7 protein-coding genes, 10 tRNA genes, 3 rRNA genes and 1 pseudogene are annotated in these 15096 nt (G+C 42.8%); 2 read left to right on the top strand and 19 right to left on the bottom strand.

Annotated features, from left to right (window positions below; all coding sequences use genetic code 11):
- Positions 1 to 62 precede the first annotated feature (62 nt).
- The 3 genes from SR187_RS02135 to recX form a co-directional block, all read right to left on the bottom strand.
- Positions 63 to 380 carry a DUF960 domain-containing protein gene (locus SR187_RS02135; protein ID WP_024532097.1) on the bottom strand — a complete coding sequence of 106 codons (318 nt, stop codon included), beginning with the start codon at positions 378 to 380 and terminating at the stop codon, positions 63 to 65.
- A gap of 59 nt (positions 381 to 439) precedes the next feature.
- A complete protein-coding gene (gene ntdP / locus SR187_RS02130; protein ID WP_024532096.1) occupies positions 440 to 973 on the bottom strand; it encodes a nucleoside tri-diphosphate phosphatase in 534 nt (177 codons plus the stop codon).
- Between the two features lie 76 nt (positions 974 to 1049).
- A complete protein-coding gene (recX, locus tag SR187_RS02125) occupies positions 1050 to 1826 on the bottom strand; it encodes a recombination regulator RecX (RefSeq protein WP_024532095.1) in 777 nt (258 codons plus the stop codon).
- Between the two features lie 37 nt (positions 1827 to 1863).
- On the opposite strand from recX, the gene rlmD reads away from it, so the two are divergent.
- Positions 1864 to 3216 (top strand): 23S rRNA (uracil(1939)-C(5))-methyltransferase RlmD, encoded by a 1353-nt coding sequence (rlmD, locus tag SR187_RS02120; RefSeq protein ID WP_120171357.1) that lies wholly within the window; start codon positions 1864 to 1866, stop codon positions 3214 to 3216.
- A gap of 228 nt (positions 3217 to 3444) precedes the next feature.
- Positions 3445 to 4539, top strand: a pseudogene (locus SR187_RS02115) (IS3 family transposase).
- Positions 4540 to 5703: 1164 nt separating this feature from the next.
- Here SR187_RS02115 and SR187_RS02110 read toward each other — a convergent pair.
- The 16 genes from SR187_RS02110 to SR187_RS02035 all read right to left on the bottom strand — a co-directional run bounded on the left by SR187_RS02110 (position 5704) and on the right by SR187_RS02035 (position 15066).
- Positions 5704 to 5777: transfer RNA gene (locus SR187_RS02110), tRNA-Pro, on the bottom strand.
- A gap of 47 nt (positions 5778 to 5824) precedes the next feature.
- Positions 5825 to 5898, bottom strand: a tRNA-Arg gene (locus SR187_RS02105).
- A gap of 16 nt (positions 5899 to 5914) precedes the next feature.
- Positions 5915 to 5998, bottom strand: a tRNA-Leu gene (locus SR187_RS02100).
- An 8-nt stretch (positions 5999 to 6006) separates the two neighbouring features.
- Positions 6007 to 6078, bottom strand: a tRNA-Gly gene (locus tag SR187_RS02095).
- Positions 6079 to 6090: 12 nt separating this feature from the next.
- Positions 6091 to 6163: transfer RNA gene (locus tag SR187_RS02090), tRNA-Thr, on the bottom strand.
- 14 nt (positions 6164 to 6177) lie between these two features.
- Positions 6178 to 6259: transfer RNA gene (locus tag SR187_RS02085), tRNA-Leu, on the bottom strand.
- Between the two features lie 3 nt (positions 6260 to 6262).
- Positions 6263 to 6335: transfer RNA gene (locus SR187_RS02080), tRNA-Lys, on the bottom strand.
- Between the two features lie 47 nt (positions 6336 to 6382).
- Positions 6383 to 6455, bottom strand: a tRNA-Asp gene (locus tag SR187_RS02075).
- A 19-nt stretch (positions 6456 to 6474) separates the two neighbouring features.
- Positions 6475 to 6547: transfer RNA gene (locus tag SR187_RS02070), tRNA-Val, on the bottom strand.
- 116 nt (positions 6548 to 6663) lie between these two features.
- Positions 6664 to 6779, bottom strand: a 5S ribosomal RNA gene (gene rrf, locus SR187_RS02065).
- A 221-nt stretch (positions 6780 to 7000) separates the two neighbouring features.
- Positions 7001 to 9903 (bottom strand): 23S ribosomal RNA (locus tag SR187_RS02060).
- A 294-nt stretch (positions 9904 to 10197) separates the two neighbouring features.
- A tRNA-Ala gene (locus SR187_RS02055) sits at positions 10198 to 10270 on the bottom strand.
- Positions 10271 to 10437: 167 nt separating this feature from the next.
- A 16S ribosomal RNA gene (locus SR187_RS02050) occupies positions 10438 to 11996 on the bottom strand.
- Together the 16S, 23S and 5S rRNA genes with 10 tRNA genes alongside form the textbook arrangement of a ribosomal RNA operon.
- 500 nt (positions 11997 to 12496) lie before the next feature.
- The gene (gene hpf, locus SR187_RS02045) at positions 12497 to 13039 is read right to left on the bottom strand and encodes a ribosome hibernation-promoting factor, HPF/YfiA family (protein WP_024533091.1); all 543 of its coding nucleotides are present in this window, start codon (positions 13037 to 13039) and stop codon (positions 12497 to 12499) included.
- Between the two features lie 76 nt (positions 13040 to 13115).
- The gene (locus tag SR187_RS02040; RefSeq protein ID WP_120171356.1) at positions 13116 to 13781 is read right to left on the bottom strand and encodes a ComF family protein; all 666 of its coding nucleotides are present in this window, start codon (positions 13779 to 13781) and stop codon (positions 13116 to 13118) included.
- Positions 13774 to 15066, bottom strand: coding sequence for a DEAD/DEAH box helicase (locus SR187_RS02035; protein WP_120171355.1), 1293 nt, complete (start codon positions 15064 to 15066; stop codon positions 13774 to 13776). Before SR187_RS02035 ends, SR187_RS02040 begins: the two co-directional genes overlap by 8 nt.
- Positions 15067 to 15096: the final 30 nt, after the last annotated feature.

Raw genomic sequence — 15096 nt, 5'->3', positions numbered from 1 at the left:
TTTACACCACATTTTACATATTAACAATGTCTCGAAATTAACACTACTTCTTAACTCTATTTTTATAGCAAAGTGACCTCATCAGGTAAAGTAATTGTCTCTTTTCCCTGCTTGTCCATCACCAAAATCGTTGATGGATAGAAGGGATCAAATCGACTACTCAAGTCAACAGCAATCGCATTTTTATACCCCTCTTGAGAGAAAACCAAGGTAATCTTTCCCTGACGATTTTTAATGGTGAACCGGATAACATTTTTTAAAGGAATAACTCCTTTTAAATAGTGATCAATGATGTACCAAAAACTATCAATCACTTCTCCTGGAAGCGATGTAACCACACCAAAACTTGCATAGCGTCCATTTGTTTGCTCAAAGGCCATAAGCCCCTCCTTTTCACAGTAAGAAAAAAGCCTGTAAAACAGGATTTTCTTCTCTAACTTTATCTACTTCTCAGTTCTAAATAGCGCTTATACCAGATATTGACATAGGCAGGAGAGAAAGGACCACGCTGATGATTGATCCAATCAACCAGTATCTTTACACTTTCCTTCAAAATAAAATCAATATCGTCCGAATAGTTCATAGCCTTGCGATGACGCTCATACTCATCGACATCAAGCAATTTTTTTTCACCATCGGCAAAGACCTTAACATCAAGATCATAGTCAATATACTTGAGTGCTTCATTATCTAAAGTATAAGGACTAGCAAGATTGCAATAATAGGAAACCCCATTTTCACGAATCATTGCTATGATATTGAACCAGTATTTTTTATGAAAATAAACGATTGCTGGCTCTCTCGTTACCCAACGTCTACCATCATTTTCAGTCACCAAAGTATGGTTATTCACCCCAATGATTGCATTCTCCGTTGTCTTTAATACCATGGTGTCACGCCAAGTGCGATGAATTCCACCGTCATGTTTATAACTTTGAATTGTAATAAAGTCGCCTTCTTTTGGTAATTTCACTTTGTTACCAACTTTCTACAATTACAATTTATCCTGATTATTATACCATATTTTTCTAACCTAAGCGACTTTTTTTTCACAGATAATCGCGAAGTACTGTCCGAATGCGATCAAAATCATATCCTTTTCTAGCTAAAACTTGTATGAGACGCTGTTCCAGTTCATAACCATCATATTTTCGACTGTACTTTCGATACTGCTTATCCAATTCCTTGGCAATCAGTTCATCTTCCATTTCCTCATCCGATGAAATAGCTAACATTCCCACTGTTGACTTAGCAAGTTCATAAGAAAATCCCTTATTCATCAATCCTTGAATAAGCTTATCCTGTAAAGCACGAAAAGGAAGCCGATCCTGATACCTGCGAACCAACTTTTCAGCAACTCTTTTAGCCAGGTCTGAAAAATCAAAACCAGCTAATTCAGTCTCAATCATATTTTTTGAAATTCCCTTAGCTACCAATTTCTGATGGATAAGAGCCGGTCCCTTATCGCCAGACAAAACATTTTGTCTCAGATAAGACTCAACATATTGCCGATCATCAATCCATTTTTCTTCCTCTAAAACCTGTAAAATCCTAGCCGACTTCACCTCATCAACCTCATACTTTCTCAGGTAATCGGTCACCTCTTTTTTGGTCCTCTGTTTGAAGGATAAAAAATAAAGAGCTAAGTTTTTACCATAGGAAAACTGAGCAAAATCACGAATAGCTACCAATTCTTTCTCAGAAATTTCCTTTCCTCTACTAAGCATAAAACGGACAATGGTATCTTCTGTAATGTACAGATTTTCTTGACTATCTAATTCTAGTAAATAAAACCGCTTCTTCTTTTCAATTTTTGTAATTCTCATTCTTTCATTATACAGGATTTTTCGGTAAAATAGAAATATGAATCTACAAGTCAATCAACGAATTCCTTTAAAAATAAAGCGAATGGGAATCAATGGAGAAGGCATTGGCTTCTACCAAAAGACACTTGTCTTTGTCCCTGGAGCTCTAAAAGGCGAAGAAGTATACTGCCAAATCACCTCCGTCAAACAAAATTTTGTCCAAGCAAAGTTACTTAACATCAGTAAACATTCTAAATTTCGAGTCACTCCCGCCTGTGGTCTGTACGAAACATGTGGCGGTTGCCAAATTATGCACCTTCGCTATGATAAACAGTTGGACTTCAAGCAAGATTTACTGCTTCAAGCACTGAAAAAATTTAAACCTACAGGATACGAAAACTATACCATCCATCCAACAATTGGTATGACGAAGCCTAGCCACTACCGAGCTAAGTTACAATTCCAAACCCGATCCTTTAAAGGACGAGTCAGAGCAGGACTTTACGCTGAAAATTCTCACCACCTGGTTGAAATTACAGAATGTCTCGTACAAGATCAAGAAACACAAAAAATTATTAACTGCGTAGCCGACTTATTAACCAAACACCGGATTCCTATCTATAATGAGCGCAAAGAGCAGGGTATCCGAACTGTTATGGTCCGAAAAGCGCGCCAAACAGGACAGACCCAGATTATTTTTGTTACATCTTGTCAGGTCAATCTCACACATCTAATTACAGAACTAATCAAGCGATTTCCAATTATTGTGACAGTCGCACTCAACTGGAACAAGCAAAAGACCAGCGACATTTATGGCGAAAAAACTGAGATTCTCTGGGGAAACCAAACTATTGAAGAAGCTGTTTTAGACTATGAATTTTCACTATCTCCACGAGCATTCTATCAGTTAAATCCCCAGCAAACCCAGGTTCTCTATAGCGAAGCTGTAAAGGCACTCAACATTGAGGGCAATGAACATTTGATTGATGCTTACTGCGGTGTCGGAACCATCGGCTTTGCTTTCGCAAAAAAAGTAAAATCTATCCGCGGGATGGATATTATTCCTGAAGCCATCGAAGATGCAAGGAAAAATGCTCAAAAACTAGGACTGACCAACACTCACTACGAAACCGGCAAAGCCGAAGATATTATCCCAAAGTGGTATGCCCAAGGCTATCGTGCAGATGCGCTCGTTGTTGATCCGCCTCGGACAGGCTTAGACCCCAAACTGCTGCAAACCATTCTCAAATACAAACCAGCAAAAATGGTCTATGTCTCTTGTAACGTCTCAACCCTCGCTCGTGATCTGGTAGAACTAAGCAAAGTCTACACTGTTGACTACATCCAATCTGTTGACATGTTTCCTCACACAGCCAGGACCGAGGCTGTCGTGAAACTCACCCGTAAGTAAACGTTCCTCACTCCCTTTTTTACTCCAGCTCAACTTATATACTTAACCAAATTATATCTCCATCTATTCCCACTCAAAACCATTTTATGGATATTCAAAATAAGTTTCTCCTTTGTTTAGAACATGATAAAACATACTCACTTCGCATATAGTGAACTATTGAATCGGTTACACTAAACTAGACAGAGTTTATAAAGTGTTTTACACTAAAGAAAACAGGAGAATTTTATGTCTAGAAAAATACGCCGTCATTTTACAGATGACTTTAAACAACAAATCGTTGACCTTCACACTGCAGGTATGAAACGAAGTGCGCTGATTAAAGAATATGACTTAACCCCCCTACCTTTGATAAGTGGGTGAGACAAGCTAAAACAACGGGATCGTTCAAATCGGTTGATAATCTTACCGATGAACAACGGGCTTAGAAAGCGAAACAAAGAACTTGAAATGCAGCTAGACATCCTAAAGCAAGCGGCAGTGATTATGGCACAAAAAGAGAAATAGTCACTGCTAACAAGGATAAATACAGCATTTCAGCCATGTGTCGTTGGTTGAATCTCCCTCGTTCCAGCTACTACTACAAAGCCTCCGAACCAGTATCCGAAGCTGACCTTGAAGAAAAGGTGAAACAAATTTTCCTTGAAAGCCAATCAAGACACGGTGCTCGAAAGATCAAACAATGTCTGGCCTCAGACGGGATTATTCTATCTCGTCGTCGCATTCATCGGATAATGAAGCGTTTGAATCTCGTATCTGTTTACCAGCAGACTAGCTTCAAGCTATATTCTAAAGGGAAAAACGAAGCCCCCATTCCAAATCTCTTAGCGAGACAATTCAACCAAGAAAAACCACTGGAAGCGATTGTGACAGATTTGACCTATGTCCGTGCGGGTAAGCGCTGGGCTTATGTTTGCTTTATCATTGACCTCTTTAATCGTGAAATTATTTGGTCTATCAGTTGGATGGCATAAGAACGCAGAACTCGTCAAACAAGCCTTTCAAAGCATTCCTTATGCTTTAACCAAGGTCAATCTTTTCCATTCTGATCGTGGCAAGGAGTTTGACAATCGGCTGATTGACGAGATGTTAAAAGCGTTTGGCATTACCCGCTCGCTAAGTCAAGCAGGCTGTCCTTATGACAATGCGGTAGCTGAGAGCACCTATCGTTCCTTCAAACTGGAGTTTATTTATCAAGAAATCTTTGATTCACTTGAAGAACTAACCCTTAAAACCAAGGACTATGTCCACTGGTGGAATCATCATCGCATCCACGGTAGTCTTGAGTACCAAACACCCATGGCTAAGCGAGTTACCGCTTAACAAAAAACACTTTATAAAAATTGTACAGAAAAGGGTTGCCTTTTCACTGTACACTTTTTTAGCTGAATAACTGACAAAAATAAGATAGCAACCTTACAAAAGTTACTATCTTAACTTGTTTTTTTGTTTAAAACCTTGATATCCTTGACAAATGGTAGAAAAGGACTTAGTCCTGTGCAATACAGAACTAAATCCTTTCAATAATATTTCTTGTCCAACTTTTTGGGGGCAGTACAGTTTCTTCTCTCGTGTTTAGCTATAAGTCACCCACTACAGTTGACAAAGAGCCTAAAAAGATAGCTGTGATGAGTTTTCTGACTTCTTTACAACAATAAAAAGGCTCTATAATTTCTATAGTGGACAAATCCACTGCGAGATTATAGAGTCTTTTTTCTGTATCAAAAAAATCCATGAGACTTATAATGAAAAGCAACTAAACACCCCATTAAAAAGTACCTACAGAACACATAAAAAACATTGTAGCATTCATCAGGTTAAAAGAGAAAAAATACCAAATTTGAAACCTTTTTCACTTTGGTTAAAGACAACTTTTATTGATTTCCTATAATTATATTGAATACCAGCAACATGCCAGCTGACTACATTCTCATTCTTAATCCTAAAGGTGAGATTGTCCTTGATTATTTTTTCATCCTACAGAACCTTTATCATATCACATCACCATAAAGAAGAGTCTTATCAAGGCTTCTCTTCCCTAATCACACTATGAAAACTCACCGGCGATACTACAACCATCTGACAAACACTTCTACTCACAGACATCTAGACATCCCCTGAAGCCAACAAATACGGAAAAAGTCCTTCCTGTTTTCCGATAACCCTCACTATTACTACAACCTATATCACTACTGGTCTTCTATTTTCAGCAGAAGAATACAGAATAACTTATCAGCGATCATAAGCATCGAAACTATCCTACTCAAATACAAAACTGGAAGCCATAAATGAACTTACATTCGATTTAAAAAACTGCAAGAATTTAAACTTATTCATCCCTTTGAATATCAAGTAAAGAAGAAACGGCTTAATTTCCTACCCTATTTCAGCAAAATTTACCAATCACAGCTGCTAAAGAAACAAAGAAAAAAGATTAAAGAACAATTCTTCAATCTGATTACACAACTAAATAAAAATAAATCATAATCGGGAAGACAGGATTCGAACCTGCGACACCTTGGTCCCAAACCAAGTACTCTACCAAGCTGAGCTACTTCCCGTTATCATTAAAAATAAAGCTCCCCTAACGTCTCCATTAAGCGAGTGATGCACCCTAGAGGATTCGAACCTCTAACCGCCTGATTCGTAGTCAGGTACTCTATCCAGTTGAGCTAAGGGTGCTCTATCATATCCTACATGCCGAGGACCGGAATCGAACCGGTACGATGTTGCCATCGCAGGATTTTAAGTCCTGTGCGTCTGCCTGTTCCGCCACCCCGGCCTCTCCTAAGCGAACGACGGGATTCGAACCCGCGACCCCCACCTTGGCAAGGTGGTGTTCTACCACTGAACTACGTTCGCATCCTTTCACTATGCCGGCTACATGACTTGAACACGCGACCCTCTGATTACAAATCAGATGCTCTACCAACTGAGCTAAGCCGGCCTAATATATTCCTATGCGGGTTAAGGGACTTGAACCCCCACGCCCGAAAGCGCCAGATCCTAAATCTGGTGCGTCTGCCAATTCCGCCAAACCCGCATATGACTCGTGCTGGGCTCGAACCAGCGACCCATTGATTAAAAGTCAATTGCTCTACCAACTGAGCTAACGAGTCTGTTAATTCTTCAATCCAAAAACACAACTCTTGCATCCTTGAACAAACGGTCCCGACGGGAATCGAACCCGCGATCTTCGCCGTGACAGGGCGACGTGATAACCGCTACACTACGGGACCTATTGTATTTCTACAAAAATGGGAGTTAACGGGATCGAACCGCTGACCCTCTGCTTGTAAGGCAGATGCTCTCCCAGCTGAGCTAAACTCCCATATCTGGCAGCTTAACTCAGTGGGTTCCCCTGTCGTGCGCTAACGCTTCGACAAAGTCGGATAAAATCCTCCTTAGCTGAGCTAAACTCCCTTCTGGAGATCTCTCTCCAATAGTGCTAAGCAACTACCGTATCTCACAGGGGGCAACCCCCAACTACTTCAGGCGTTCTAGGGCTTAACTTCTGTGTTCGGCATGGGTACAGGTGTATCTCCTAGGCTATCGTCACTTAACTGTGAATGAATTCGTATGAGAAAAAATTTCTCATTACTCATATTGTCCATTCAAAATTGAATATCTATATTCTAACAAGAAACCAATCGCTTGTCAATATTGACTCGTGAGTAATTGTACTCGGGCTAAATCCTTGGAAAAAAGATAACCTGCCTTGTATGCAAGCATACTGCGTTAGGTTCCTATTTTTCAGGCGGATTTGACGCCCTCGTTACTTAGTTTGGATAAGTCCTCGGACGATTAGTATTGGTCCGCTACATGCCTCACAGCACTTCCACTCCCAACCTATCTACCTCATCTTCTCTAAGGGTCCTTACTGATTCAAAATCATGGGAAATCTCATCTTGAGGTGGGTTTCACACTTAGATGCTTTCAGCGTTTATCCCGTCCCTACATAGCTACCCAGCGATGCCTTTGGCAAGACAACTGGTACACCAGCGGTAAGTCCACTCTGGTCCTCTCGTACTAGGAGCAGATCCTCTCAAATTTCCTACGCCCGCGACGGATAGGGACCGAACTGTCTCACGACGTTCTGAACCCAGCTCGCGTGCCGCTTTAATGGGCGAACAGCCCAACCCTTGGGACCGACTACAGCCCCAGGATGCGACGAGCCGACATCGAGGTGCCAAACCTCCCCGTCGATGTGAACTCTTGGGGGAGATAAGCCTGTTATCCCCAGGGTAGCTTTTATCCGTTGAGCGATGGCCCTTCCATACGGAACCACCGGATCACTAAGCCCGACTTTCGTCCCTGCTCGAGTTGTTGCTCTCGCAGTCAAGCTCCCTTATACCTTTACACTCTGCGATTGATTTCCAACCAATCTGAGGGAACCTTTGGGCGCCTCCGTTACCTTTTAGGAGGCGACCGCCCCAGTCAAACTGCCCGTCAGACACTGTCTCCGATAGGGATTACCTATCTGGGTTAGAGTAGCCATAACACAAGGGTAGTATCCCAACAGCGCCTCAAACGAAACTGGCGTCCCGTTCTCTTAGGCTCCTACCTATCCTGTACATGTGGTACAGATACTCAATATCAAACTGCAGTAAAGCTCCATGGGGTCTTTCCGTCCTGTCGCGGGTAACCTGCATCTTCACAGGTACTAAAATTTCACCGAGTCTCTCGTTGAGACAGTGCCCAAATCATTACGCCTTTCGTGCGGGTCGGAACTTACCCGACAAGGAATTTCGCTACCTTAGGACCGTTATAGTTACGGCCGCCGTTTACTGGGGCTTCAATTCATACCTTCGCTTACGCTAAGCACTCCTCTTAACCTTCCAGCACCGGGCAGGCGTCACCCCCTATACATCATCTTACGATTTAGCAGAGAGCTGTGTTTTTGATAAACAGTTGCTTGGGCCTATTCACTGCGGCTGTCCATAAGACAGCACCCCTTCTCCCGAAGTTACGGGGTCATTTTGCCGAGTTCCTTAACGAGAGTTCTCTCGATCACCTGAGGCTACTCGCCTCGACTACCTGTGTCGGTTTGCGGTACGGGTAGAGTATGATACATCGCTAGAAGCTTTTCTTGGCAGTGTGACGTCACTAACTTCGCTACTAAACTTCGCTCCCCATCACAGCTCAACCTTAAAGATACAAGCATTTAACTCATACCAAGCCTCACTGCTTAGACGGGCACTTCCAATCGCCCGCTTTAGTTAGCCTACTGCGTCCCTCCATCACTTCATACTCTAGTACAGGAATATCAACCTGTTGGCCATCGGATACACCGTTCGGTCTCTCCTTAGGTCCCGACTAACCCAGGGCGGACGAGCCTTCCCCTGGAAACCTTAGTCTTACGGTGGACAGGATTCTCACCTGTCTTTCGCTACTCATACCGGCATTCTCACTTCTATACGCTCCAGCACTCCTCACGGTATGCCTTCACCGCATATAGAACGCTCTCCTACCATGACCTCAAAGGTCATCCACAGCTTCGGTAAACTATTTTAGCCCCGGTACATTTTCGGCGCAGGGTCACTCGACTAGTGAGCTATTACGCACTCTTTGAATGAATAGCTGCTTCTAAGCTAACATCCTAGTTGTCTGTGCAACCCCACATCCTTTTCCACTTAATAGTTATTTTGGGACCTTAGCTGGTGGTCTGGGCTGTTTCCCTTTCGACTACGGATCTTAGCACTCGCAGTCTGACTGCCGACCATAATTACTTGGCATTCGGAGTTTATCTGAAATCAGTAAACCGAGATGGCCCCCTCATCCAAACAGTGCTCTACCTCCAAGAATCTTTATGTCGACGCTAGCCCTAAAGCTATTTCGGAGAGAACCAGCTATCTCCAAGTTCGTTTGGAATTTCTCCGCTACCCACAAGTCATCCAAGCACTTTTCAACGTGCCCTGGTTCGGTCCTCCAGTGCGTCTTACCGCACCTTCAACCTGCTCATGGGTAGGTCACATGGTTTCGGGTCTACGTCATAATACTAATGCGCCCTTTTCAGACTCGGTTTCCCTTCGGCTCCGTCTCTTCAACTTAACCTCGCATCATAACGTAACTCGCCGGTTCATTCTACAAAAGGCACGCTCTCACCCATTAACGGGCTCGAACTTCTTGTAGGCACACGGTTTCAGGTTCTATTTCACTCCCCTTCCGGGGTACTTTTCACCTTTCCCTCACGGTACTGGTTCACTATCGGTCACTAGAGAGTATTTAGGGTTGGGAGATGGTCCTCCCGGATTCCGACGAGATTTCGCGTGTCTCGCCGTACTCAGGATACTGCTAGGTATATCATCGATTTCGACTACAGGGCTATTACCTCCTCTGGCTGACCTTCCCAAGTCATTCGTCTATCAATCATAAGTCCACATCGCAGTCCTACAACCCCAGAGAGTAAACTCTCTGGTTTGCCCTCCTGCCGGTTCGCTCGCCGCTACTAAGGCAATCGCTTTTGCTTTCTCTTCCTGCAGCTACTTAGATGTTTCAGTTCACTGCGTCTTCCCTCCTACATCCTTAACAGATGTGGATACTAGCCATCTAGCTAGTGGGTTCCCCCATTCGGATATCCATGGATCAATGCTTACTTACAGCTCCCCAAGGCATTTCGTCGTTTGTCACGTCCTTCTTCGGCTTCTAGTGCCAAGGCATCCACCGTGCGCCCTTATTAACTTAACCTTATTAACCTAGTTCTTTTAACTAGAATTCTCATTAATTCACAGCGTTTCGGTTTATTTTCTTGTTACTATTCATTTATTTCTTAAAATAAATGGAATTTGATATAGATATTCAATTTTCAATGGACAAAGATAGGATACAAAGACCATTCCCACAATGGGACATTTTTGTAGAAAAATAGGAAACTGACGAAGTGTGCCTTGCACACTAGGAAGTTTATCTCTTTTCCTAGAAAATGAGGTCGTGTTCAACTACTTGAACCTTTGTATTCTGTTTGGTAACTTTCGTTACCGATGGAGCCTAGCGGGATCGAACCGCTGACCTCCTGCGTGCAAAGCAGGCGCTCTCCCAGCTGAGCTAAGGCCCCACAGACCTCTCAAAATTGAAGAAGACTACGTACAGGATTCCGAGCAAGTGTATTCGAACTAAATTCCTAGTGAAAATGATAAATTCCCTTGAAGTCTACTGACTTCTACACGAATTTCCCATCTTCATACGGATTTCGTAACGTTCTCATTACTTGCTTATCCTTAGAAAGGAGGTGATCCAGCCGCACCTTCCGATACGGCTACCTTGTTACGACTTCACCCCAATCATCTATCCCACCTTAGGCGGCTGGCTCCTTAACGGTTACCTCACCGACTTCGGGTGTTACAAACTCTCGTGGTGTGACGGGCGGTGTGTACAAGGCCCGGGAACGTATTCACCGCGGCGTGCTGATCCGCGATTACTAGCGATTCCGACTTCATGTAGGCGAGTTGCAGCCTACAATCCGAACTGAGACTGGCTTTAAGAGATTAGCTTGCCGTCACCGACTTGCGACTCGTTGTACCAGCCATTGTAGCACGTGTGTAGCCCAGGTCATAAGGGGCATGATGATTTGACGTCATCCCCACCTTCCTCCGGTTTATTACCGGCAGTCTCGCTAGAGTGCCCAACTGAATGATGGCAACTAACAATAGGGGTTGCGCTCGTTGCGGGACTTAACCCAACATCTCACGACACGAGCTGACGACAACCATGCACCACCTGTCACCAGTGCTCCGAAGAGAAACCCTATCTCTAGGGCGGTCACTGGGATGTCAAGACCTGGTAAGGTTCTTCGCGTTGCTTCGAATTAAACCACATGCTCCACCGCTTGTGCGGGCCCCCGTCAATTCCTTTGAGTTTCAGCCTTGCGGCCGTACTCCCCAGGCGGAGTGCTTAATGCGTTAGCTGCGGCACTGAGTCCCGGAAAGGACCCAACACCTAGCACTCATCGTTTACGGCGTGGACTACCAGGGTATCTAATCCTGTTCGCTACCCACGCTTTCGAGCCTCAGCGTCAGTTACAGACCAGAGAGCCGCTTTCGCCACCGGTGTTCCTCCATATATCTACGCATTTCACCGCTACACATGGAATTCCACTCTCCCCTTCTGCACTCAAGTTCCGCAGTTTCCAAAGCGTACTATGGTTAAGCCACAGCCTTTTACTTCAGACTTACGAAACCGCCTGCGCTCGCTTTACGCCCAATAAATCCGGACAACGCTCGGGACCTACGTATTACCGCGGCTGCTGGCACGTAGTTAGCCGTCCCTTTCTGGTAAGATACCGTCACTGTGAGAACTTTCCACTCTCTCACACGTTCTTCTCTTACAACAGAGCTTTACGATCCGAAAACCTTCTTCACTCACGCGGCGTTGCTCGGTCAGGGTTCCCCCCATTGCCGAAGATTCCCTACTGCTGCCTCCCGTAGGAGTCTGGGCCGTGTCTCAGTCCCAGTGTGGCCGATCACCCTCTCAGGTCGGCTATGTATCGTTGCCTTGGTAGGCCTTTACCCCACCAACTAGCTAATACAACGCAGGTCCATCTGATAGTGAAGCAGTTGCTCCTTTTAAGCTCCAATGATGCCACTAAAGCTCTTATGCGGTATTAGCTATCGTTTCCAATAGTTATCCCCCGCTATCAGGCAGGTTACCTACGCGTTACTCACCCGTTCGCGACTCAACTTCTCAGATGTTTCCGAAGAAACGGATGAAAAGTTGCGTTCCACTTGCATGTATTAGGCACGCCGCCAGCGTTCGTCCTGAGCCAGGATCAAACTCTCATATAAAGTTTTTTTCTGGTCAGTCTTGACTGACTTATTGTTTTTGTTCATTGACGGACTTCTATCTTTAAAAGTCCACCCTGCACGTTTGGTTCGTCTTCTTCAATTTTCAAAGGTCTTATTACTTGTCCTCGCTTCTCACGAGACAACTATCTTAGTTTATCACGTCTACTTAACTTTGTCAATATCTTTTTTTACTTTTTTTTGCTTTTTTTCAATTTTGATATCTGACACTATGAATTACTCCTCGTGACAACTCATTCATTCTATCACCTTATTAAGCTCCTGTCAATACCTTTTTTTATCCTTTCCTTTAAAATTCTAACCTACGACTCGCTACTATCTTCAAAAGAGGCATTGATTTTTCTACCGATTGTGCACTCCATTTACCCTCAATCATACAGCCCCCACCAAGACTATAATTCTCAATGAGGGCTGTATTTTGATTTTACCTTTTTGTAGGTGATTCAGATACAATCATCCTATCGGGCGTTTATTTCAGACACTTATTGGCGCACTTCTAAGAGTCCTAGGTCTCCATCTTCGCGCTTATATAGTACATTTGTTGTACCATCATTAGCATCTGTATAGATAAAGAAATCATGTCCGAGTAATTCTAATTGAAGAATTGCTTCTTCCATATCCATCGGCTTCAAGTCAACCTGTTTTGTACGGACTACTTTTACTTCTTCACCAGTCTGTTCAACTAATTCATCCGTGAAAACTTGACCTGTAGCAACTTTTTGACGATGCTTTCTTTCAATCTTTGTCTTATTGCGACGAATCTGACGTTCAATCTTATCAACTACGAGATCAATAGAACCGTACATCTCTTGTGAAATATCTTCTGCACGCAGTGTCACAGCACCAACCGGAATTGTTACTTCTACTTTGGCGCGCTTATCACGATAAATTTTTAGATTCACTTTCGCATTCAAGTCTTGATCTTCGTTGAAATATTTCTCAATCTTTGCTACTTTATCTTCAACATATGTACGAAGCGCATCTGTTACTTCAAGGTTTTCTCCACGAATACTGAATTTAATCATATTAGTACCTCTTTCTTGGCTTTCGCCTTTCTTCACTATTATTATAACACATTACAAGAATATTGCAACCGTTTTCTTACCGAGTTAATGAAAATGTTTTGATTTCTTTCCTTCCTATTTTCAGGAAAAGGCTTATGGCTAGCTGAAGTGTAGCCCCTGTTGTATAAATATCATCAAATAATAATATTTTATCTGGCACCTCACTTTCTTTCAGAAGATAGAAAACCTGATCAGTTTTCAGGCGTTCTATCCTACTTTTGGAAGACTGTCTTTCGCTATCATCTTTTCCTAAAAACGACTGGTAAGGAATATTGGCTGCTTCTAGAAGACCTTCTACTTGGTTAAAACCACGCTCTGCTAGACGATCTGAGCTGAGAGGAATGGGTACAATAGTATAATCCGGATATTGACTTAGCGCCATTTTAAGCTTTTTAGCAAAAACTTTTCTTAAAATATAGTCGCCTTGGAATTTATATTGACTAAAGTAACTTGCCATAGCTTCATTATATTCATAAAGTGCCGTATGTGAAACAGTTCTTCCTTGGGCCTGCCAGTACTGACAATCCCTACAGGTATTTGAACAATTACTTTTATAACAGTACAGACAGTGGTGCTCTGCTATTTCTACAAAAGATGCAAAACAGTCTGGACAGACAGCCGACGGGGGCTTGCTAAAAAATATGGATTCGGTAAATCTCGTTTTCGTTTTAAGGGGCTGAGCGCATAGTAAACAGTTAGACATAACCTGCCTCCTTATTCATTTGTTTGATTTCAGCGATGGACTTTTCAATCGCCCGCGTGCTTCCTTCGTGAAAAAAATGTAGAAGCCCTGTTGGTCGTTCTTGGCTGCGACCAACTCGACCTGCTATTTGAACTAAACTAGATGAACTATAGAGATAATGATTGGCCTGAATAACAAAGACATCAACACAAGGGAAGGTTACACCGCGTTCAAGAATGGTGGTTGAGATTAAAATGGTGATGTTTTTATTGCGAAATCCTTCTACTATCTCCAGGCGATTTTCTGTCTGACTGGAAACAAAACCAATGTTTTCATTAGGAAATGCTTTTTTGACTACCTTTGTAAATTCCATCCCTTTTCCGATTTCTGGAACAAATATTAGCAAGGGATAGCCTGTCTTTCGCTGATGCTGGATAACCTTTGCCAGCTTAGGGGTCAATCTACCTTTCTTTAGATACTGTTCAAATTGGCTGAACCAAATTTTTTGTGGTACTACTAGTGGATTGCCATGAAATCGTCTGGGCAAACTAAGGCGTTCTAGTTTTCCTGCTTTTATCTTTTTCTCAAGTTGATCTGTTGAAGTAGCTGTCAAAAATACCTGTACACCATCTGGTTTTACTGCATTGTCTACTGCCCGATAAAGAACAGGATTATCTGCGTATGGAAAGGCATCTACTTCATCAATCAAAAGCAAATCAAAAGCACGATAAAATTTTAAGAGCTGATGAGTTGTAGCAATAACCATGGGGGTTCTAAAGTAGGCCTCTGATTCTCCGTGCAAGAGACTAATTGGAACTGAAAAATCCTGCTGCAAGCGTTTATAGAGTTCGATACAAACATCAATTCGTGGACTAGCTAAACAAACTGCTCCACCACTATCAATAACAGAAGCTACTGTATGATATATCATCTCTGTTTTTCCAGCTCCTGTTACTGCATGAACCAGCGTAGCTTGCCTTTTCTCAACATTGGCGCAAAGAGCATCAGAAATGGTTTGTTGCCAATTGGTCAGTCGTCCTTTCCACTGTAAGCAGGTATTTTTAGGAAAGTCTCTCTGTGGAAAATAGTAAAGTTTTTCGTCCGAGCGTACCCTTCCTAAAAGCAAACAGGCTCGGCAATAAAAAGCTCCATTTGGCAACTGGTATTCTTCTTCAAAGGGAGTTCCGCATCTGAAACAAGTTTTTTTCTCTGTAATACTTGGAATTATCTGCGCTCTTTCCCTCTCAACTGCTGTTAGTTGATTCCTGGTAAATAGTCTTCCATAGTAATCTTGTAATTCATTCATCACTTATTTATTCGGAATTTCTTGTCAGTT

Source organism: Streptococcus ruminantium (assembly GCF_003609975.1).
Classification (GTDB): Bacteria; Bacillota; Bacilli; order Lactobacillales; family Streptococcaceae; genus Streptococcus; species Streptococcus ruminantium.
This window is presented reverse-complemented; position numbering and strand designations above follow the sequence as displayed.